Genomic DNA, 21,430 nt, shown 5'->3' with positions numbered 1-21,430 from the left:
GAGCACCATCGATGGTTACGTTACCATTCGGCGGATCACACGCCAGCGCTCAGGCGCCGGCGGGGATCAGCGGAGGTGCTCCTGGAGCAGCTGCACGAGGTGCTTGCCGGGCGTGTCGGCCAGGTCCTCGGCCTGGGTGCGGCAGGAGAAGCCGTCGGCCAGGAAGATGTCACCCTCCTCGGCCTTCTCCAGCGCGGGCAGCAGCTGCTGCTCGGCGACCTGCACCGACACCTCGTAGTGCCCGCGCTCGACCCCGAAGTTCCCGGCCAGCCCGCAGCAGCCACCGAGCCGCTTCACCGTCGCACCGGCCCTCTTGAGCAGGCGGGCGTCGGCGTCCCAACCCATCACGGCGTGGTGGTGGCAGTGCGGCTGGGCGATCACCCGTACCCCCGCCAGCGACGGAGGCTCCCAGCCGGGAGTGGCCGCAAGCAGCTCGGCCACCGTCATGGTCGCCTTCGCGACCGCCCGAGCCGCGTCGTTGTCCACCAGCTCGACCGCGTCGGCGCGCAGCACGCCGGTGCAGGACGGCTCCAGGCCGACGATCGGAATGCCCTGCTTCGCGGCCTCGTGCAGCTCCTCGACGGTCGCGCCGAGAATCCGGCGGGCGGCGTCGAGCTGACCGGTGGAGATCCAGGTCAGCCCGCAGCAGGCCTTCCGGCTGGTGATCCGCGGCGCGTAGCCGGCGCTGGTCAGCACGTCGACGGCGGCCCGCGCGACCTCCGGCGAGAAATGGTCGGTGAAGCTGTCCACGAAGAGCACGACAGGCTTGCCGGTCTGCCCCGGCGTGAAGGACGAGCGGAAGGTCCGATCGGCGAAGGCGGGAATGTTGCGCCGTTTGTCCACGCCGGCGAGATACAGCGCGAGGCCACGGATGCCGGGCAGGCTCGTCATCAGGTTCGCCAGCCTCGGCATCCGCGACGCCAGGCGCGACCAGCGCGGCAGCCACCCGAGCGAGTAGTGCGACCGCGGCCTGACCCGCCCCTGGTAGCTCTGGTGCAGAACCTCCGACTTGTAAGCCGCCATGTCGATGCCGGTCGGGCAGTCGGACGCACAACCCTTGCAGGACAAACACAGATCAAGCGCATCGTGTACGGCGTCCGCGCGCCAATCCGGTGCGAGGTCACCGTCGAGCATCTCCTGGAGCACCCGCGCCCGGCCCCGGGTGGAGTCCTTCTCCTCCCTGGTGGCCAGGTACGACGGGCACATCACCCCGCCGAGCACCGTGGTGTCCGCCCGGCACTTGCCGACGCCGGTGCAGCGGTGCACCGCCTGGTTGAAGTCGCCGCCGTCGTGGTGGTAAGCAAGCGCCAGCTCGGTGGTGACCGGGCGTGCCTGCGACACGCGGATGTTCGCGTCCACCGGGTCCGGGTCGACGAGGTTGCCGGGGTTGAGCAGGTTGCGCGGGTCGAAGGTCTGCTTGATCTGCCGGAACAGGCTGATCGCCGCGGGCGAGTACATCCGGGTCAGCAGCTCGCTGCGGGCACGCCCGTCACCGTGCTCCCCGGAGAGCGACCCGCCGTAGCTGACGACCAGGTCCGCGGCGTCCTCCAGGAACGCGCGGAACTTGGCGGGGCCGCCCGGCCGGTCCAGCGGGAAGTCCAGGCGCACGTGCACGCAGCCGTCGCCGAGATGCCCGTACGGCATCGCGGTCAGCCCGTGCCGGTCCACCAGGACGTCGAAGTCACGCAGGTAGGCGCCGATCCGCGCGGGCGGGACGGCGGCGTCCTCCCAGCCGGCGTGCGCGGGCAGCCCGGACGGGGCGCGACCGGCCAGCCCCGCGCCGTCCTCACGGATCTTCCACAGCGGTGCGGCCTCGGCGGTGTCCTCCACGACCCGGTGGTCAACCGCCTGGGCGGCCGCGACCAGCTTCGCGACCCGGTCGCGGACGTCGCCCAGGTCGTCACCGGCGATCTCCACCATCAGCCAGGCGGCGCCGGCCGGCAGCGGCGGGACGGCGCCCGGGCCGCGGCGGCTGCGGACCACGTCACAGATGCGGTGGTCGAGGCCCTCGCAGGCGGTCGGCCGGAACTCCAGGATCGACGGGATGACGTCACCGGCGGTGCCGAAGTCGGGGTAACCGAGCACGACGAGCGTTCGGTGGACCGGGTCGGCGACCAGCTTCACCGTCGCCTCGGTGATCACCGCGAGGGTGCCCTCGCTGCCGACCAGGAACTCGGTGAGGTTGAAGCCGTTCTCCGGCAGCAGATGCTCGACGGCGTAACCGGAGACCTGCCGGCCGAACGTGGCGAACTCGGTCCGGCCGGTGGCCAGGTTGGCCCCGACCAGCTCGCGGAGCGCGCCGGTGACCTTCTCCGCACCGGTCAGCGGTGCCGTGATCAGTTGCTCGCCGTCGATGGTGAACGCGGTCAGGCCAGCCACGTTGTCCGAGGTGCGGCCGTACCCGAGGGTCCGCGAACCGCACGAGTTGTTGCCGATCATGCCGCCGATGGTGCAGCGGGTGTGCGTCGACGGGTCCGGGCCGAAGCGCAGCCCGTGCGGCTTGGCCGCGGCCTGCAGCGTCGCCTGGATCGTGCCGGCCTGCACCCGCGCGGTCCGCGACCCCGGATCCACCTCCAGAACCCGGTTCATGTGCCGGCTGAAGTCGAGCACCAGGCCCGGCCCGATGGCGTTGCCGGCCACCGAGGTGCCCGCACCACGGGCGGTGATCGGCACCCCCAGCTCACGGCACACGCCCAGCGACGCCGCCACGTCCTCGTCGTGGCGCGGCCGGACGATCGCCTGCGGGACCACCCGGTAGAGCGAGGCGTCACTGGCGTAGGCGGACCGGTGCGCCGCGTCGGTGAGAACGTCGGCGACACCGGCCGCGCGCAGGCGGGCGGCGAGGTCAGCACTGGTCACGCGATCTCCAAGGCTGTCTGGTGGCTGGTCCGCCCCGGGCCTGGGTTCGGCGGTGAACGCGCTCCGGACGTCGCGCACATGGTAGTCGCCGCCCCGATGACCCCCGCGCGGTGCCGTGGGCGGTGTGAGGTCTCTCGCCTGGAATCCGCCGGGTGTGGCCCGGAAGACCCTCAACTTCGAACGAGCCGCACCGATCTACACCTTCGTGCAACTCTCGACGCTGTGGCGCTGGTGGGTCGCGGCGGGGGTCCTGGCCACCGTCGGCTACTACCTGCTGCCCACCGGAGGCCTCGCGTCGAACCTGTTCTACGCCTCCGTCGGCCTGGTCTCGGCGGCGACCATCCTGGTCGGCGTGCGCCTGCACCGGCCGCGGAACAGGACCATGTGGTACTGGTTCGCCGCCGGTCAGGCCGTCTCCGCCTGCGGTGACCTGGTGTGGGCGTTCTACGTGTTCGTCCTGGAGCAGGAGCCGTACCCGTCCCTGGCCGACGTCTTCTACCTGCTCTTCTACCCGGTGCTGGCGGCCGGCCTGTGGCTGCTGGTGCGCAGCCGCCGGGCCGGAGCCCGGATCACCGAGGCCGCCATGGCCGGCGTCAGCCTGGGCCTGGTCTTCTGGATCTTCGTGCTGCACCCGATCGCCGCCGACTCGTCCGCCTCGGCCCTCGAGCGCATCATCGGCACCGCCTATCCCGCCGGCGACGCCCTGCTGCTGGCCATCCTGGCCCGGCTGATGACCGCGCGGACCGGCACGACCAGCACCCGGCTGCTCACCGTGGCCACCGTCCTGCTGCTGGTGTCGGACGTCGGCTTCTCCGTGGTGAGCCTCTACTCCGGCGGCGACGGCGACGAGTTCTCCGCCGGCTTCCTGCTCGCCTATGTGCTGTGGGCCGCCGCCGCCCTGCACCCCGCGATGGCCTCGGAGGCCGAGAAGAACCCGGCCCGTACCGCCCGGACCGGCCGGGGCCAGCCCCTGGTGCTGACCGCGTGCGCCCTGCTGGCACCGGCGATGCTGTTCATCCCCGGCGTCGGGGACAACGCGGTCGACCGCATCGCCATCGGGGCGAGCTCGGCCGTCCTGATCGTGCTGGTGGCCACCCGGGTGACCTGGCTGGTACGCAAGGTGCAGGGACAGGCCGACCAGCTGGAGCTGGTCGCGATGCGCGACGAGCTGACCGGCCTGCCCAACCGGCGCCACTTCGAGCACGCCCTCGCCGAGGCGACGGTGACCGGCCCCCGGCACATCGCCTTCCTCGGGCTCAGCGGCTTCAAGAACATCAACGACGAGCTGGGCCGGCCGGTCGGCGACCAGGTCCTGGTGGTCGTGGCCGCCCGTCTCCTCGAAGCGGCACCGGGAAACACTCTGGTGGCGCGCGTCGGCGGGGACGAGTTCGCGCTCCTGCTGCCCGGTCCGGACGTCGCCGCCCTGCTCACGGCGCTGGCCGCCCCGGTGGACGCCGCCGGGCACCAGCTGCTCGTCGGCGCGAGTCTCGGCGTGGCCGAGGCCGGCGAACCGGTCGAGCTGCTGCGCCGCGCCGAGTCGGCGATGCACGCGGCCAAGGAGACCGGGGAGCCGTACCGGTGCTGGTCACAGGCGCTCGACGAGCGGGCCGGCGAGCACGCCCGGCTCGGCGCCGAGATGGCGGCCGCCATCCACGGCGGCCAGTTCGCGGTGGTCTATCAGCCGATCGTCGCGGTACCGGAGGGGCGCGTCGCGGCCGTGGAGGCTCTCGTCCGCTGGCACCACCCCCAGCGCGGCATGATCAGCCCGGCCCACTTCATCCCGGTCGCCGAGCAGAACGGCCTGATCGTCGAGCTCGGCGCGTGGATCCTGCGGACCGCGTGCGAGCAGATGGCCCGCTGGCGTAGCGAGCTGGGCACCCGTGCGCCCGACCGGGTCAGCGTCAACGTGTCGGCACGTCAGCTGGCCCGGCCGGAGTTCCCGCGTACCGTCGCGGCCGCCCTCGCCACCGCCGGCCTGCCACCGCAGTGCCTGACCGTCGAGGTCACCGAGACCGCGGTCTTCGCCGGCGGCCAGGCGGTGACCGCCCTGCACGAGCTGCGGGCCCTCGGCGTCCGCATCGCGCTCGACGACTTCGGCACCGGCCACTCGTCGCTCGGCCTGCTGCAGACCGTCCCGGTCGACGTCCTCAAGGTCGACAAGTCGTTCGTCGACAACATCACCGAGGCGGGACGGCACGTGGTGATCGCCCGGGCGCTCATCCAGGTCTGCGAGGGCCTGGGCCTGACCGCGGTGGCCGAGGGCGTGGAGACGGCCGAGCAGGCGCAGGCCCTGTACGACCTGGGCTACCGCCTGCTCCAGGGCTACCACTACGGCCGCCCGGTCGCCGACCCCTTCCCGGCCCTGACGAGCCCGGCCCCTCACTGACCGAACGGCCGCTCCGGGTCGTAGGCGAGCAGGCGCACGATCGGGTCCGACTCGGCCGGGTCCATGAGCCTCAGTACGCGCCGCGCCTCGATGGTCCACTCGTCGAAGCTGAGGATCGTGGCGGCGGTCAGGGGTGCCGCCTGCCCGAGCACACCGGCGACGAACTGCGAGGAACAACCGAGCAGCAGTTTCGCCGTGCGCTGCAGCACCACCGGGTTCTTGACGAGCTCGTCGAACTGCACCAGCCGGCGCAGAATCCGTAACGCGTCGTCGCTGTGGAAGCCGCGGAACATCATCTCCAGCCAATCGTGCCGGGGGTTCATCGTCACCAGCGTCGCCGCGACGCTGCGCGGTTCCAGCTCCTCGAGCAGGCGCCGTGCCGTGTACGGCGGAAGGTCGGCCATCGACCGGCCCCGTGCCCGGTCCTCCGCGGTGGACACCGGCCGTTGCGACGACGGCCTCGTGCGCTGCGGTGTCGCCGTCGGCGACGGTGGCTGCCGCGCCGGGCGCGGGCGGCGCAGGGTGTCGGCGTCCTCCCGCCGGCCGGACGCCTCCAGCAGATCGGCGCCGAGGGACTGGGCGACCGCCAGCAGCCGTTGCTGAGTGGCCGCGTCCCACTGGCCGCTGTGCAACAGCCGCATCGCCTCGGCCAGGGTCTCCAGCCCCTCGCGGTGCTTGCGCCCGGCGTCGCGGCAGAGGCGGGCGAACCGGATCAGCGTGTGGACGAGGTCCAGGCCGTAACGCTCGGCGTTGATCCGGATCAGCCGCCGGTGGATCGCCGTCGCGTTCGCCTGCGCCTCGATCGCCCCGGCCCACCGATTGCGGGCGGCGAGGATGTCGGCCTCCGCCTCCAGGGCCTGTGCCAGGTCCTGGTCGAAGGCGACGTTCAGGCCCGCGAGCTGCCGGTAGAACCGCACCGCGCCCGACGCGGCGTGTTCGGCCTCGGCGAGCCGGCCGAGGGACTGCAACGTCTTGGCCCGGGCGAGCAGGGCCGTCGCGATGTCCGACTCGATACCGGACCCCACGCCGCCGGCGACCGCTCGCAACAGGTCGGTGGCCTCGTCCAGCGCGTCCAGCGAGTCGTCCCGGCGCTCACCCCGGCGCAGCTGTTCGGCCTGCTGCACGAGCGTGCGGGCGAGCGTGCGCCGGTGCCGCGGGTCGGTGCTCACCAGGCGGCGGAGTTGCTGGAGGGCCTGGTCGCGGACCGTGAGTGACCAGGCGTTGTCGCCGATGTGCCAGAGGGCGAGGCTGAGGTCGGCCAGGCAGCTCGCGATGTCCTCCGGTCCCGGCACCGCCCGGCCGGCCGGGTCGTTCCAGCAGGCGACGGCCTGCCCGAGGGCGGCGGCGGCCTTCTTCCAGTCACCCACCCGGGCGTGCGCGCGCCCGGCCGCGCGCAACGCCGACTCCAGCTGCGCGACGTGGGCGGTGTGGTTCCCGGCGGCCAGCCGGCGTGCGGTGTCGACCGCCGCGGTGAGCGTGGCGAGGCCGTCGGCGACACGGCCCGAGTCGAGCAGGCGCCAGCCGAGCTTGCGCAGGAGCCGGGCCGCGCGTGCCGGGTCGGTGGTGTCGCGGGCGAGCCGCTCGGTGATGGCGGCGATTCCGGCGTACAGGTCCTGCGGTGGGTCGTTCGGAAGGGAGGCCTCGATCGCGGCGAGCACATCGAGCGGGATCATCGGGGCGGCGGCAAGCACCGACAGAGCCACGGCACCGGCCTGGACGGCCAGCTCGGGGTGGGCCGCCAGCAGCGGCAGGAGGTGTTTCTCGGCGAGGTGCGGCCACCGCCGGGCGGCCTCGACGAGCAGCGGCAGCGCGGTGCCGGCCGTCCCCGGGCCGCCGCCGGCGAGTGCGGGCAGGGCGCCGGTGGCCCACGGGTCGGGGCGGAACCCGGGCAGTGCGTGACCGGGCGTCTGGAGGGCCACGAAGTCCTCGGCGAGCCGGTCCGGGTACAACGGCTCGAGCTGCGTCTCCGGGTTGTGCGCCGGATAGCACATCGCGTGGTCGTCGAGGACCCGCGCGGCGGCTTCCACGCTGTCGGCGACCGCCGCCGACCGCAGCGTGAGAACGGCCGCCGCGTGGTCGAGCGGACGGGTCAGCGCGGCCACGAAGACCGCCCGGCCCAGCACCTGCGGCGGGGATTCGATCCGCCGCTCGTTGTCGTACATCGCCTGCCAGTGGTTGCGCTCCCGGGACAGCAGGTACGCCGAGAGGTGCCCGGGATCCGTCGGCGGGACGTCGCCGTGCCGCACCGCCAGCACGTACGCCAGAGCCGCCATGTGGATGGTCAGCACCGAACCCTCGGCCTCCGGCGCCGGATGGCCCGGATCGGTCACGCCGAGAACCCGAGCGAAGCACGAACGGGCCACCTCGAACGCCTCCCGGTAACCCACCTGGGTCTCGCCCAGCGGGGCCAGCTCGACGCTGTCGGCGTGCGCTCCGAGCGACTGCGAGAGCCGGTACGTCAGGGCGTGCCACCAGTTGCCGACCGGGCGGGCCAGCAGCAGCACCCGCAGTCCCGCGCTGCGGTGCAGGCGCCCGTCGAGCAGCAGGGCCAGCAGGTCGGAGAGCGGCCAGCGCTCCGCGTAGTCGACCAGCACCAGGATCCGGCCGGACGGGACCACGTCGCTGCCGCCGGACACCTCGACGGGCCGTACGGCGTCGCGGCTGTGCCGGGCGTGCAGAGCGATCCACCCGGACGCCTGGGACAGCTCGGCGAACCGGTACGCCAGCCGCGTCTTGCCCTGCCCGGCGCCACCGTGCACGAGCCGGACGGCCGCCGAGGTAGGTGTGTCCCGCCACGCCGTCAGCTCGGCGATCTCCCGTTCCCGGCCGGTGAAGCTGACCACCCGGTTGTCCGCGTTCAGCAGGCGGCTCGGCTGCTCGTCCAGCAGGGGCGGTGCCTCGCCGAACGACAGCTCCTCGATCAGGTGGGTGCCGATCCGCTGGTGTACGTGCAGGTCACCGTCCTGCACCGCGAGCACGGTGGCATTGTCGTGTGCGACGTTGACCTGCCGGGCCGGGGTGTCACCGGTCATCGGGAACAGACGGGTCGGTGACGTTGAGGGTGCCGCCCTGAACGCCGTACACCGTGCCGTGGCCGGACGCCTGGTTGATCTGCGTCGAGGCCGGTTGACCTGCCGCGTCCTGCCGCGCGCGCAGCGCCACCCACAGGCCGGTGGCGCCGAGCACCAGGGAGCCCGCCGCGCCGATCACACTGGACAGCCGGTCGGCGTCCTCCAGGCCGGCACGCGCGACGAGGACGATCGTCCATCCCGCGGCGGCCACCGCGCAGGCCAGCAGGACTGCTCCTGCCATCAAGCGGCGCCGCCTCATCCTCCGATTATGCCGTTGATCGCCCTCGATCCAAGAAGGCCGAGCCGGGCCAGCCGTCCGGCGGCACCGCGAGCATCTCCCACGGCGTCCACCTGACGCCGAGCGGCGGCGTGTCACCCTCCAGGCGGGACAGCAGGATCCCCTCCCGCAGCGCCCACGGGCAGATCTGCAGGTAGTCGATCCCCAGGCCGCCCATCAGCTCGTACGCGACGATCGAGCCGGCCAGGATCTGCGAGGCGCGGTGCATCGACACCCCGGGGAACCGCGCCCGCCGCCGCACCGGCGCCCCCGCGAGCCGGTCGATCCACGGGCGCAGGTCGCGGCGCCGCAGCAGGCGGGTCACGAACGGCCCCCGGCGCAGCGGTGCCGCCCCGGTCAGCCGGGCCAGCTGCTGGAACGTCTTGGAGGTGCCCACCGCGGTGTCCGCCGAGCGCCACCACGAGCGGGCCGCGACCTGGTCGACCTGTTCGCGCACGTGGCGCCGCAGGACCCGGACGGCGTGCTCGCTGGGCGGGTCACCGTCGCGCAGGAACCCGCGGGTGAGCTCGCGCGCTCCCAGCGGCAACGACAGCGCCTCGTCGGGCAGGCGATCCGGGCCGACCGCGAGCTCGACCGAGCCGCCGCCGATGTCGGCGATCAGCATCGACCCGGCCCGCCAGCCCAGCCACCGGCGCGCCGCCAGGAACGTCAGCCGGGCCTCCTCCACGCCGGTGAGCACGCCGAGCCGCAGACCGGTGGCAGACTCCACGTCCTTGAGCACCTGGTCGCGGTTGGGCGCGTCACGGATCACCGCTGTGGCGTACGCGAAGACCTCGTCCACACCGGCCCGCCGCCCCTCCTTGACCGCCTGGGTCACGGCCGCGACCACCCGCTGCCGCCCGGCCCGGCTGACGGCACCACCCGGCTTGAGCCGCGCGGACACCCCGGTCCGGAGCTTGCGGGCGTAGACCGGCAGCGGGGCGACCCCGCACGAATCGGTCACCAGCAGATTCAGAGTGTTCGCACCAACGTCGACAACGCCCAGTCGCATCGAGCGAGGCTACCCATTCCCCGCGCGGGTTCACGCGGCGATGTCGTGGACGGCACAGCCCGCTTCCCGCGCGGGTTCACGCGGCGATGTCATCGACGGCACAGCGAGTAGACCGGCGGCTGTGCGGGCACCCGGTCGCCATGACGGCGACCATCACCGCTCCCGAGCCCTCCACCTGGGCACCGCTGCGCATCGGCGTCTTCCGGCTGCTCTGGTTCGCCGTGCTCGGCAGCCAGATCGGCACGTGGATGCAGACCGTCGGCGCGCAGTGGCTGCTGCTCGACGAGCCCAACGCGGGCACGCTGGTGTCGCTGGTGCAGACCGCGGGCACCCTGCCGGTGCTCCTGCTGGGGCTGCCGGCCGGTGTGGTGGCCGACTCGCTGGACCGGCGCCGGCTGCTGATCGGCGTGCAGCTCTTCCAGCTGGCGGTCGGCGTGGCGCTCACCGCGCTCACCCTGGCCGGCGAGATGTCACCGGCACTGCTGCTGACGCTCACGTTCGCGCTGGGCTGCGGCATGGCGGTCACCAACCCGACCTACCAGTCGGTGATCCCCGAGCTGGTGCCGCGACCGCTGATCCCGTCCGCCGCGTCGCTCGGCGCGATCAGCATGAACTCGGCGCGGGCCATCGGACCGGCGATCGCCGGCGTCCTGGTGGCGCAGGCCGGGCCGGCGGCCGTCTTCGGCATCAACGCGGCGACCTTCCTGATCTTCGTGGTGGCCCTGCTGCTGTGGCGGCGCGGGCCGCAGGACGAGGGCGCCGGCCCCGAGCCGTTCGTCGCGGCGTTGCGCGCGGGCGGCCGCTATGTGCGCTACTCGCCGATCATGCGACGGCTGCTGCTGCGCAGCAGCGTCTTCGTGGTGCCCGCGATGGCACTCTGGGCGTTGCTGCCCCTGGTGGCGGGGCGCAGGCTGGGTCTCGGGGCGAGCGGGTACGGGCTACTGCTCGCCGCCCTCGGCATAGGAGCTGTCCTCGGCGCCCTGGTCATGCCGAAGATCCGCTCCGCCCTCTCCGGCACCGCCATGCTCGCCACCGCGAGCGTCACCTACGCCCTGGTCCTCACGATCCTCGGCACCGTCCGCACCCCCGCCGTCGTGATCGTCGCCCTGATCCCGGCCGGCACCGCTTGGATGGCCGTGCTCTCCAGCCTCAACGCCGAGGTCCAGCTCCTGCTCCCCCACTGGGTTCGCGCCCGCGGCCTGGCCACCTACCAGGTCGTCTTCTTCGGCGGCCAGGCGCTCGGCTCCCTCGCCTGGGGCGTCCTCGCCGACCGGATCGGCCTGGTCGAGGCGTTCCTGATCGCCGCCGCCCTCACCCTGGCCGGCGCCGCCACGATCCCGCTGGCACCCCTGCTGACCAGCCGCCACCTCAACCGCGACCCGGCCACACCCTGGCCCGAACCGCAACTGACCCACCAGCCCGAACGCGACGCCGGCCCGGTCGTCGTCGAGGTCACCTACATCGTGCCCGCCGAGCGGGAGGCGGAGTTCCTGACAGCGATGTCCGCGGTCCGCCGCTCCCGCCTGCGCACCGGCGCCGTGCAGTGGGGAGTCTTCCGCGCCGGGGAGAACCAGGACCGGATGGTGGAGCTCTACGTCGTACCCAGCTGGGGCGAGCACCTGCGCCAGCACGGCGGCCGCCTGACCGGCGCCGACGAGGCCCTGGACCGCCGCGTACGCGAACTGTCGACCACCCCGCCCGTGGTGACACACCTGATCGCCGCCGACTCCTGACACAACCTCCGCCGGCCCTGCGGTCCTCCCCGCAGGGCCGGCTCGGTCGCGCGCGGGGCGGGCCGGAGCGCCCGCTCAGGTGACCAGGAGGCCCAGGCGGGAGCCGGTTCCGCTGAGGTGGCGCACCGCGTCGCCGGCGATCATCGGGGCGGGGCGGCGCCGTCCTGGGACGGCGCTCTGCAGGTACCGGGTCGCGTGGCCGGCGGCCGACGGCAGCAGGGGGTAGCGGCCGGCGACGTACCTGTCGATCGCGCCGCCGCGACCGGCGAAACGGGCGATGGCCCGCCAGTGCGACAGGGTGGCGGTGCCGGCGAACAGGGCTCCCGGTGGGTCCGGCAGCACGCTGATCCGGTCGAACGGCATGCTGGCGGCCAGCCACATCTCCGCCGTCTCGGTGGCCGTGCTGGCTGACGACTCGCACCAGTAGGGCACCATCCCCCCGTCGACGACCTGCCAGGGATCGGTCATCCGGCCGGCTCCGACGACGGCGTGCCGCTCCCCGGCCGGTGCCGGCTGCCAGTCCCGGTACAGGTCGGCCACGCAGGCGCTGAGCACGTGCGGGTCGGTGTAGAGCAGGCGGTGGCACGACGAGCCGTTCCCGGCCGCGAGCCGCCGCAGCTCCGGTTCGATGGCCGGCTCGCCGCTGGTCTCGGCGTACTGCCGGGGCACGCCGGGCCCCGGTGCCGGCCAGTCGTGCGCGGCGAAGGTCCAGACGCTGTAGTCGTCGGGGGTCCAGCCGCTGGTCGGCGAGCCCACCTGGAAGCTGTAGCCCGCCGGCCCGTCCAGCACCGGCCAGGTACGCAGGTCGCGCGCCAGCACCGACGCGCCGCCGGGCACGACCCGCGACCGGAGGAAAGTGCGGTACGCCGCCGGCACGGTCTGCCATCTGATCTGGAGGGAGACAGTGGCCCCGCACAGGGCTCCGCGGGCCACGGGATCGTGCACCTGTCGTACGGTGACCCCGGGGTTGGTGTCGAGAATGCGCTCCGCCAGCCTGGTGCCCCACACCATGGCACCCACCCAGTTGGCCGGGGAACCACCGGGCCACGGCACCGTGACGGTGAAGGTGGTCGGCAGCCAGGCGGCGCCGCAGGCAGCCGCGAGATGCACGGCCGCGCCGTGCGGCGAGCCCAGCACCACCGCCGGGTACGCCGCCGCCGGATACTGGGCGACGATCCAGCTCGCCACCGCCTCCGCGTCGATGTGCTGCACGTGCGCCAGCGGTACGGCCTGGTCCACCGCGTCCGCCGCGAGGACCTCACGGCGCAACTCCTCCGGCAGCTCACAGCGCCGGCCCAGCGTCGGGACCCGCCGCAGGATGCCGCCGCGGCGCTGCGCCGGCGGCACGGCCATCGCCAGCAGTGTCCGGCCCAGGCTGTCGGCGCACATCACCCGCCCGGCCCGTGGTGCGGAGGTGCGGGACAGGTTGAGATCCTGGTTCATGGTGCACCGCCGTGGGGAGGGGGGTGGGGCCCCGCCCGCCTACCCCACCTGGCACCGGGTATGCCGGGCAACTCATACACCGGCGTGCCGTCTCGTCCCTCGTTCGGGGCCCTGGTCTGTCCCCCGAAGGTCTGTTCCGGCCGGAGCGGGGACTTCCTGCGGGTCAGCCGGCCGGTTCACGACGGTAGGGTGGCCTGGGCGAACGGGCGCCCGCCCGGTTCGCCGCAGGGGGATTTCATGGTCACTCCGTTCGCGGTGAGCAAGCAGGACGGCGGCGCCGGCAGATCGTGGCTCAGGGTCACCGGCGAGCTCGACCAGGACACCGGCGACGGCCTCGCCGGTCTGATCGCCAACGCCGCCGAGCAGGCCGGGGTGACCGAGGTGATCGTCGACCTCGGCCACGTCACCTTCCTGGACGCCTCCGGGGTGCGCGCGCTGCTCGAGGGCCACGACGCCACGTCCCTGCGGAACTGCGGGTTCCGGGTGGTCAACGCGCACGGCCTGGTCCACCAGGTGCTGGACAGCATCGGGCTGATCGGGGTGCTCAGGGTCACGTCGATGAAGCCGGCCGAGGCCGACACCGGTTTCTGACAAACGCGCAACAATGGAGTGGTGTCTGCTGTGCGGTGCGACATCGAGCCCATCGGGACGCGCCTGCTCGTGCGCGTCGAGGGTGAGCTGTCCGTCTCCTCCGCGCCGACCGTGCGCGCCGCCCTGCTGAAGTGCCTGGTCGAGGAGCCCGACGCGGTCGTGGTCGACCTGACCGCCACCGTCGTCACCGAGCCGGCCGCCGCGTCGGTGTTCCTGGCCGCCTCCCGGCAGGCCGCCCTGTGGCCGGGCACTCCGCTGATGCTCGCCGCACCCGGCCCCGAGCTGGCCCGCCTGCTCACCTCGGGCTACGGACGGATGATGATGCACCCCTCGGTGGAGCAGGCGCTCACCGCGGAGCCGGCCCCGCGCACCCCGATGATCAAGGACACGCTGCTGCCGGTCAGCGGTGCCGCCCGGCACGCGCGCGAGCTGATCACCGCCGGGTGCGACCGCTGGGACCTGCCGCATCTGACCGGCCCGGCGAGCGTGGTCGCCGGTGAGCTGGTCACCAACGCGGTCGAGCACGCCCAGACGATCATCGACTTCCGGCTCACCCTGGGCCGCCGCTACCTGATCATCGCGGTGCGCGACGGCAGCACCGCGGAGCCCGTGCTGCCACCACCGGCTTCGGCCGACCCGGCAGACCTGCGCGGCCTGCTGCTGGTCAACGCCATGTCGTACCGCTGGGGCGTCCTGCCCGCAAACGGCGGCAAGGTCGTCTGGGCGACCCTCCCCCGGCACGACAGGTCAGCCTGACCGAGCCTCATACCGAGAGGTCCGCTGGAGGAGGCGGATCGCCTCCAGCTGCCGCCGGGTCACGAAGGACGGGTTGGCCGCCTGCGGCTGCCGCAGCACCTCGAGGCCGGCCAGCTCGCTGTCGGCGCGCAGCACCTCGCGGGGGATCCACGCCGACGGGCCGGCGATCGTCAGGTCGAGGGGCACCCACCAGCCGGGTCCATCGGTCTCACGGCGGGCGGGCCCCCTCAGCTCACCCCAGCCCCAGATCCCGTACGGGAGGCCGCGCCGCCGGCTCCCGCTGGCCCAGAACAGCACCGGCTGGCCCGCGCTCATCAGGTCGAGGCGGTAGCTGCGCTGCACGCACCACCGTTCCACCCGCGGCTCCCGGGTGAAGCGGCCGAGCAGGTCGGTGTGGTCGGCGTTGCCCTTGAGCAGCCAGGCGCCGAGATCGTCACGGGTCACCGCGGTCACTGTCTCTCCCTTCCGGCTGCCGCTTCCGTCCGGCTGCCGCTTCCGTCCGGCTGTGCTGAAGTACCCCGCCCGGCCGCGGATAACGTTCAAGTCGGCCGGAGGAGCGACGATAGGCGGGCGTGACCGTCACCTCGCTCAGCGCCACAGCAGACGCCACGGCGCCCCCGCCGTGCCCGCCGGGCTTCACCGTGGCCGGCGAGCTGGGCCGTGGCCGCCAGGGTGTGGTGTACCGGGTGCGGCGGGGCGGCCGGGAGTACGCGCTGAAGGTCCTCGCCCCCGACGAGACCGGTTCGGCCCTCGGTGCGCTCCGGCGCGAGGCGGCCAAGCTGGCGACCATCCGGCATCCCGGTGTGCCGGTGGTGCACGAGATCGGAACGACCGGCGACCGGCCGTACCTGGTGATGGACGTGCTGGAGGGCCGGCCGCTCACCGAGGTGCTGAGCGCCGGAGTGCTGCCCACGGACACGTTGCTGCGTGTCGCGGCGGGTGTGGCCTCGGCTCTGGTGGCGGCGCACCGGTCGGATCTGGTGCACGGCGATCTGACCCCCGCGAACATCCTGCTCGGCGACGACGGCAGCATCGGGCTGATCGACTTCTCGCTCGGCGCGCAGCTGACCGCCGACGGCACCGACCGGGTGGCGGGCAGCGCCCTCTACTGCTCGCCCGAGCTGGGCGGCATGCTGCACCGGGCGGTGGACGGGCGTACCGACCTCTACTCCCTGGGCGTCATCCTGTTCGAGGCGGCGACCGGCGCGACGCCGTTCGCCGCCGCCGATCTCGGTGAGCTGCTCCGGCAGCACGCCGTCGCGCCGGTGCCCGACCTGCGGGCCGCCGCACCGCACCTGCCGGCCGCCTTCGCGGCGACCGTGCAGCGGCTGCTCGCCAAGGACCCCGACGACCGCCACCGGACCGCGGCCGGCCTGCTCCGCGACCTCGCCGTTCCGCCCGCCGAGGTGTTCGCCGGCCGTGACGCCGAGCAGGCCGCCGAGGTGTTCGCCGGTCGCGACGCCGAGCAGGCCGCCGAGGTGTTCGCCGGCCGTGACGCCGAGCTGGACGAGCTGGGTGTGCGGTGGGCGCAGACCTTCCAGGGCAAGGGTGGCCTGGTCATGGTCACCGGCGGGTCCGGCATCGGCAAGAGCCGCCTGGTCCGCGAGCTGGCCCGCGACGTCCCGCCCGGCTGCCCGGTGCTGTACGGCGCCGGCGCCCACGGCGAGAAACAGCCGATGGCACCGCTGCGCGCCGCTGTCGACGGTTATCTGCGTGAGCTGTCCCGCCGGCCGGACGGCGCGGCACTCGACCTGGTGCGGGAGGCCGCCGGTGACACGGCGGGCGTCATCAGCGAGCTGTCGGAGACCCTCGCAGGCATCTTCGACGCCCCGGCCCTCGCCGGTACGGACGTCGACGAGGAGCGATACACCGCCGCTGTCGCCGGTTTCCTCGTCGAGCTGGCCCGCCGCACCGGCGGGCTGCTGCTGCACCTCGACGACGTGCAGTGGTTCGACCGTACGACCGTGCGGGTCCTGGAGCAGCTCGCCACCGCGGCCGACCGGGCCCCGCTGCTCGTCGTGCTCACCGCCCGGGAGGACGGCGCGGACGCCGCACCGGTTGCCGCCGTCCGCGGCCTGCTGGGCGAGCGGCTCACCACGATGGTCCTGCCGCCGCTCGACGTCGCCTCGGCGGGCGCCCTGGTCACCGCCCTCAACGGTGGCCTGACGATCAGCGGCGAGCTGGCCGCCCGCCTGGCCACCCGCAGCCGGGGCAACCCGTTCGTCCTCGCCGAGTACGTGCGGGCCGTCATCAACGCCGGAGTGGTCACCGTCAGCTGGGGCGAGTGGCTGGTCGACCCGGCCGCGCTCGACGTCCTCACCCTCCCCCAGGACGTCTCCGACCTGGTACGCCGCCGCGTCGACGAGCTCGACACCCGCAACCGCCTCCTGCTCGGCATCGCCGCGACCGCCGGCTACCAGTTCCGGGCCGGCCTGCTCGCCGAACTGGGCGAGCTCTCGCACCGCGCGGTCACCACGCTGCTCGCCGGCGCCGCCCGCCTCGGCCTGGTCGAACAACGGGAGGACGGCAGCTACGGGTTCCTGCACGAGCGGATCCGTGAGGCGCTGGCCGACCAGTTCGACGGGGACTCCCGGCAGCGCCTGCACGACCGGATCGCCGACGTGCTGAGCCGGCACGCCTCGCCGGCCGCGCCCGACGTCTACGCCCTCGCCCACCACCGCATGCACGGCACCCCCGGTCACGATCCGGCCGCCGCGATCGCCGCCTGCCGCGCCGCCGGGGTGCTCGCCCTGGCCGAGCACGCCCCCGAGACCGCCGTGACGTTCCTGGAGCACGCCGCGACGGTCGCCGCCGTCAGCGGCGTCGCACCGGACGACCGGTTCGGTGAGCTCCTGGCCGGCGCCTATCACCGGTCCACCCGGCTCGACGACGCCGCCGCCACGCTGCGCGCCACCCTGGAGCAGACGGCCGACCCGCTGCGGCGTGCCCGGCTGCTCTACCGGCTGAGCGAGGTACACCAGTCGGCCTGGAACACCGAGGAGCAGATCAGCGCCGGCGAACAGGCGCTCGCCGAACTCGGCCGGCGCCTGCCCCGCGGCGACGTCAGCAGGGTGGCGTCCTCGGTCGGCTACTTCCTGCTGGCCGTGGTCATCTGGGTGACCCGGATCGGTCACCACACCCGCAATCCCCGGGCGCGCGAGCGCTACCTGCTGGAGTGCTCCATCCACGAGAGCCTGGGCGCCGCGTACGTGCGGGAGCTCCAGCCGGCCAAGGCGGTGATCTTCGCGTTGCGGGCGCCGTACCTGGCCTGCCGCACCGGGCGGACCGTCGAGGGCGTGCGCTCGCTCAGCTCGGTGGCGCTGCTGCTCGAGTTCACCGGGATGTCCGGGCTCGCGAGCCGGCTGTCCGCCAAGGTCGCCCGGGACGCGGCGGCGCTGCACGACCGGCCGCTCGTCGCGCGGGTCGCCTGGAGCCGGGCGGTCGGGCGGCACGGCGGCGGCGCCGACGACGGCACCGACGTCCACCGGATGCTCGACGAGCACGACCGGTGGCTGGACTTCGGGCTGGCGCTGGACGCGTACGCCGTCGTGTCGTGGGACTGGGTGCTGCGCGGTGACATGGCGACCGCCGAGGCCGGCCTGGACCGGGCCCGCCGCCGCGCGGTGTCGAGCGGCCAGGGCGGGCGCAGCGGTGTGGTGGCGGCCGACGCGTGCCTGCTGGCCCTGCGCGGGCGGGCCGGCGAGGCGGCCCTGCTGCTGAACACGATCGACGGCACCGACCTGCCGCTGCACCAGTGGGTGGACCTGCTGATCGGCAGGCTGCAGACCGCTGTCGAGCGCGGTGACTCCGGTGCTGACTACGAGCGGGCGATGGCCGCGTTCGACGCGTACGGGCTGGGCCCGCGCGACCTGCTGCCGGCCCAGCACACGTTCTACTGCCTGCGCGCGTACGCCGAACTGGACCGGCTCCGCGCCGCCACCGAGCAGAACCGGCCGCAGCGTCTCGCCGCGGCGCGGGCGGCCGTCACCACGCTGGGGCGGGTCGCGCACCGGCCGATCCTGCGCGCCTACCACCGGGTCGGCGAGGCGGCCCTGGCCGTCCTCGCCGGTGCGCCGGAGAAGGCGCTGACCCGCCTCGCCGCCGCCGCGGGTGACCTGCGGGCCGTCGACGCCCCGCTGGTCGAGTACGAGGCGGCGCGCGTACAGGCGTACGCGATGATTGATCTCGGTCTTCCCCAGCATGCTCGCCGCCAGGCGGCGTTCGCGCTCTCGCTGGCACACGCACAGGGCTGGCCGCACCGGGCGCAACGGATGATCGCCGAGTTCGGCCTGGACGGTCTCGAGGGTGCCGACGCCCGCGCCGGTGTAGCCGGCCACCGGGACGGCCAGCGCTGGGCCGCTCTCCAGCAGGTCAGCCTCGCCGCCTCCCGGGTCCTCGACCCGGCCCAGCTGGCCCGGATCGCCCTCGACGAGGTCATCCGGATCCTCGGCGCCGAACGCGCCTTCCTGCTGCTGGAGCCGGACGCCGCCACCGGCCTCGGCCGGCACGTCGGCCGGGACGCGCACGGCCGCGACGTCGCCGAGCTGCGCGGTTACAGCACGAGCATCGTGGACCGGGTCCGCGCCCAGCGCCGGGCCGTCGTCGTCACCGGCAACGAGGAGGGCGAGGTGCTGCGATCGGACAGCATGATCCGGTACGGCCTTCGCAGCATCCTGGCCGGCCCGATCGTGCTCGACGACCGGCTGCTCGGCGTCGTCTACCTGGACAGCCGCCTCGCCAAGGGCGTCTTCACCGCCGCCGACCTGGAGATCCTCACCGCGGTGACGCACCAGATCGCGATCTCGCTGGAGACGGCCCGCGCGGCGCAGCTGGAGGTCGCGGTGGCCACCGCACACCATCAGCGCGACCTCGCGGAGATGCTGCGGGAGGCGATGGCCGCGTTCGCCGCGACGCTCGACCCGGAGGACGTGCTCGACCGGCTGATGACCGCGGTACGTCAGGCGGGCGCCGCCGAGCAGGCAGTGCTGGTGACCGCCGGCGACGACAACGCCGCGACCCTGCGCTACCGGGACGGCGACACGACCCGACGCCTCGTGGTGCCCGGAACCGCCGCCCTGCTGGAGGGCAATGCCGCCGCGCTGGCCCAGGAACTGCCGGACGGTGTGGTCCCGCGCGACGGCCGGCAGCTGATCCCGCTGACGATCCGCGACAACCGGCTCGGCGTACTCGTGCTCGCTGACGCACCGCCCACCGCGCGCACCGCCGACCCGCAGGTGATCGCGGCGCTGGTCGGGCAGGCGATGACCGCCTACGAGAACGCCCTGCTGTTCGCCCAGGTCCAGCAACTCGCCACCGTCGACCCGCTGACCGGGGTGGCGAACCGGCGGTCCTTCTTCGAGCGGGCGCAGCGGGAGTTCGCCACGGTGGCGGAGCGCCCGGACGGCATCGCGGTGCTGATGCTCGACGTAGACCACTTCAAGAAGATCAACGACGGGTACGGCCACCAGGTCGGCGACGAGGTCCTGCGCGGCGTCGTCACCCGCCTCCGGACCGGCCGCCGCCCCGCCGACCTGCTCGCCCGCTACGGCGGCGAGGAGTTCGTCCTGCTGCTCCCCGGCGACGGTGCGTGCGCCGCGGCCATCGCCGAGCAGATCCGTGCCGAGGTCGCCCGCGCCCCGATCGACACCTCGGCCGGCCCGGTACCGGTGACGATCAGCGTGGGCGCCGCCCGCGCCACCGCACCGGGCAGCCTCGACGCGGTGCTGGGCCGCGCCGACGCCTGCCTCTACGAGGCCAAACGCAGCGGCCGCAACCGCGTCGTCGCCGCCGACCGAGCCGAGAAAGACTAGGGTGCCCGGGAGCCGCGTGCCTTCTCCTGCTCGACGAGGGCGTCCAGGTCGGTGAGCCGGTGCAGGCCCCGCAGCGGCTGCCGCATCCGGTGGTTGCCGGCCAGGGCCTGCTCGTGCCGGGCGAGGAAACTCCAGTACCCGGCGGTATAGGGGCACGCGCCGTCACCGGCGCGCACCTTCGGGTCGTACCGGCAGCCGCCGCAGTAGTCGCTCATCCTGTTGATGTAGGAGCCGCCCGCCGCGTACGGCTTGCTGCTCATCCGCCCGGCGTCGGCGAACTGGCTCATCCCGATCACGTTCGCCGTCATCACCCACTCGTACCCGTCGACGAAACACCGGTGGAACCAGCCCGCGACCGCCGCCGGCCGCCAGCCCCGCTGCATCGCGTAGTTGCCGAGCACCATGAGCCGCGGAATGTGATGCACCCAGCCACGGTCGCGAACCCCCGCGAGCACGTCCGACAGGCACCGCGCCTCGACCGCGCCGGCGTTCAGCTCGGCGAACCACTTCGGCAGGTCACCCTTGGCCCGCAGCTCGTTGGCGGCCCGGTACTCCGGCTCGAAATACCAGTACAGATGCCAGATGAAGTCACGCCACCCGAGGATCTGCCGGACGAACCCCTCCACGCTCGACAGCGGAGCCGACCCCTCCCGGTACGCCTTCTCCGCCCGCTCGATCACCTCGAGGGGATCCAGCAGTCCCAAATTGATCGCCGGGCTCAGCATGCTGTGCGCCATCAGCGGGTCACCGGCGAGCATCGCGTCCTCGTGCGGCCCGAACTCCGGCAGCCGGTGATCGGCGAAGTGACGCAGCCGGTCCAGGGCCTCCCGCCGGGTCGCCGGGAACATCCGCGGCCCGTCGTTGCCCACGAACCTGATGCCGTCCTCCCGCTCCCACCGGTCCAGTTCGGCGCGGACCTCCTCGTCGATCGCGTCCTCGACGATCTCCGGGGGCGGCGGCACGTCCAGCCGGGTGACCCCGCGCGGTGGCGGCTCCCGGTTGTCGGCGTCCAGGTTCCACCGGCCACCGGCCGGCTCGGCACCGTCCATCAGGACGTCGTGATGCCGCCTGGCGTACCGATAGAAGTCCTCGAGCCGCAGGTGCCCGCGCCCGTCCGCCCAGGCCGTGAAATCCTGCGGCGCGGTGACGAACCCGCGCGCCGGCAGCATCTCGACGTCCGGAAGCCGCAGGACCAGGCCGCGGGCGGCGCGGGAGGTGGGATGGCAGACGCTCAGCGGTTCGGTCACCGCTTCGGCGTACGTCTCAGCCCGCACCAGCCGCACGTCGCCGTCCTGCGCCCGGTGCCGCAGCGCCGACAGGATCAGGTGGGCCTTCTGCCGGTGGAAGACGCGCCGCCGGAACACCGCCTTCGACTCGACCAGCAGGACCGGCTGGCCCGGCTCGTCCAGGAAGTGCGGGCCCAACTGATCAGCGAACAGCCAGCGACGTCTCATCCGACCATGCTGCCCCCCACTTCCCGGCCTCGTCCCGG

General features: G+C 73.7%; 12 protein-coding genes. 5 read left to right on the top strand and 7 right to left on the bottom strand.

The window, feature by feature from the left end; all coding sequences use genetic code 11:
• Positions 1–66: 66 nt before the first annotated feature.
• Complete coding sequence (locus ACFQV6_RS24650) at positions 67–2,859, bottom strand: FAD-binding and (Fe-S)-binding domain-containing protein (protein ID WP_378029939.1); 2,793 nt, start codon at positions 2,857–2,859, stop codon at positions 67–69.
• Positions 2,860–2,983: 124 nt separating this feature from the next.
• Here ACFQV6_RS24650 and ACFQV6_RS24645 point away from each other — a divergent pair, with 124 nt between their 5' ends.
• A complete protein-coding gene (locus ACFQV6_RS24645) occupies positions 2,984–5,245 on the top strand; it encodes a putative bifunctional diguanylate cyclase/phosphodiesterase (protein WP_378029938.1) in 2,262 nt (753 codons plus the stop codon).
• Here ACFQV6_RS24645 and ACFQV6_RS24640 read toward each other — a convergent pair.
• From ACFQV6_RS24640 to ACFQV6_RS24630, 3 genes are read right to left on the bottom strand one after another with little or no spacing between them, the layout of a single operon-like run.
• Positions 5,239–8,277 (bottom strand): hypothetical protein, encoded by a 3,039-nt coding sequence (locus tag ACFQV6_RS24640; protein ID WP_378029937.1) that lies wholly within the window; start codon positions 8,275–8,277, stop codon positions 5,239–5,241. The two genes, ACFQV6_RS24645 and ACFQV6_RS24640, sit on opposite strands and share 7 nt — an antisense overlap.
• A complete protein-coding gene (locus tag ACFQV6_RS24635) occupies positions 8,267–8,575 on the bottom strand; it encodes a hypothetical protein (protein WP_378029936.1) in 309 nt (102 codons plus the stop codon). The genes ACFQV6_RS24640 and ACFQV6_RS24635 overlap by 11 nt, the downstream gene beginning before the upstream one ends.
• A 7-nt stretch (positions 8,576–8,582) precedes the next feature.
• Positions 8,583–9,605 (bottom strand): Ppx/GppA family phosphatase, encoded by a 1,023-nt coding sequence (locus ACFQV6_RS24630; RefSeq protein ID WP_378029935.1) that lies wholly within the window; start codon positions 9,603–9,605, stop codon positions 8,583–8,585.
• A 140-nt stretch (positions 9,606–9,745) separates the two neighbouring features.
• Here ACFQV6_RS24630 and ACFQV6_RS24625 point away from each other — a divergent pair, with 140 nt between their 5' ends.
• The gene (locus ACFQV6_RS24625) at positions 9,746–11,338 is read left to right on the top strand and encodes an MFS transporter (protein ID WP_378029934.1); all 1,593 of its coding nucleotides are present in this window, start codon (positions 9,746–9,748) and stop codon (positions 11,336–11,338) included.
• 75 nt (positions 11,339–11,413) lie between these two features.
• Here the strand turns inward: ACFQV6_RS24625 and ACFQV6_RS24620 are convergent, their stop codons facing one another.
• The gene (locus tag ACFQV6_RS24620) at positions 11,414–12,781 is read right to left on the bottom strand and encodes a hypothetical protein (protein WP_378029933.1); all 1,368 of its coding nucleotides are present in this window, start codon (positions 12,779–12,781) and stop codon (positions 11,414–11,416) included.
• 237 nt (positions 12,782–13,018) lie between these two features.
• On the opposite strand from ACFQV6_RS24620, the gene ACFQV6_RS24615 reads away from it, so the two are divergent.
• Together ACFQV6_RS24615 and ACFQV6_RS24610 are read left to right on the top strand one after the other, a co-directional pair.
• Positions 13,019–13,372, top strand: a complete 354-nt coding sequence (locus ACFQV6_RS24615) for an STAS domain-containing protein (RefSeq protein WP_378029932.1) — start codon at positions 13,019–13,021, stop codon at positions 13,370–13,372.
• 21 nt (positions 13,373–13,393) lie between these two features.
• Positions 13,394–14,128, top strand: a complete 735-nt coding sequence (locus ACFQV6_RS24610; protein WP_378029931.1) for an STAS domain-containing protein — start codon at positions 13,394–13,396, stop codon at positions 14,126–14,128.
• Here the strand turns inward: ACFQV6_RS24610 and ACFQV6_RS24605 are convergent.
• Positions 14,120–14,581, bottom strand: a complete 462-nt coding sequence (locus tag ACFQV6_RS24605) for a hypothetical protein (protein ID WP_378029930.1) — start codon at positions 14,579–14,581, stop codon at positions 14,120–14,122. The genes ACFQV6_RS24610 and ACFQV6_RS24605 overlap by 9 nt on opposite strands.
• 119 nt (positions 14,582–14,700) lie before the next feature.
• On the opposite strand from ACFQV6_RS24605, the gene ACFQV6_RS24600 reads away from it, so the two are divergent.
• On the top strand, positions 14,701–19,938 hold the full coding sequence (locus ACFQV6_RS24600) for a diguanylate cyclase (protein ID WP_378029929.1): 5,238 nt from the start codon (positions 14,701–14,703) through the stop codon (positions 19,936–19,938).
• On the opposite strand, the gene ACFQV6_RS24595 is transcribed toward ACFQV6_RS24600, so the two are convergent.
• Positions 19,935–21,392: a cryptochrome/photolyase family protein gene (locus ACFQV6_RS24595; protein ID WP_378029928.1), complete on the bottom strand. Its 1,458-nt coding sequence runs from the start codon at positions 21,390–21,392 to the stop codon at positions 19,935–19,937. The two genes, ACFQV6_RS24600 and ACFQV6_RS24595, sit on opposite strands and share 4 nt — an antisense overlap.
• Positions 21,393–21,430: the final 38 nt, after the last annotated feature.

Origin of the sequence: Actinoplanes sp. GCM10030250 (assembly GCF_042666575.1) — a bacterium.
Lineage (GTDB): Bacteria > Actinomycetota > Actinomycetes > Mycobacteriales > Micromonosporaceae > Actinoplanes.
The sequence above is the reverse complement of the archived record's forward strand: the minus strand, read 5'-3'. Positions and strand labels throughout refer to the sequence as shown.

What these genes read in the sequence shown, in the direction of transcription:
- ACFQV6_RS24640 (WP_378029937.1), bottom strand. Translation starts at nt 8,277, where the DNA reads ATGACCGGTGACACCCCGGCCCGGCAGGTCAACGTCGCACACGACAAT.
- ACFQV6_RS24625 (WP_378029934.1), top strand. Translation starts at nt 9,746, where the DNA reads ATGACGGCGACCATCACCGCTCCCGAGCCCTCCACCTGGGCACCGCTG.
- ACFQV6_RS24615 (WP_378029932.1), top strand. Translation starts at nt 13,019, where the DNA reads ATGGTCACTCCGTTCGCGGTGAGCAAGCAGGACGGCGGCGCCGGCAGA.
- ACFQV6_RS24620 (WP_378029933.1), bottom strand. Translation starts at nt 12,781, where the DNA reads ATGAACCAGGATCTCAACCTGTCCCGCACCTCCGCACCACGGGCCGGG.
- ACFQV6_RS24635 (WP_378029936.1), bottom strand. Translation starts at nt 8,575, where the DNA reads ATGAGGCGGCGCCGCTTGATGGCAGGAGCAGTCCTGCTGGCCTGCGCG.
- ACFQV6_RS24595 (WP_378029928.1), bottom strand. Translation starts at nt 21,392, where the DNA reads ATGAGACGTCGCTGGCTGTTCGCTGATCAGTTGGGCCCGCACTTCCTG.
- ACFQV6_RS24630 (WP_378029935.1), bottom strand. Translation starts at nt 9,605, where the DNA reads ATGCGACTGGGCGTTGTCGACGTTGGTGCGAACACTCTGAATCTGCTG.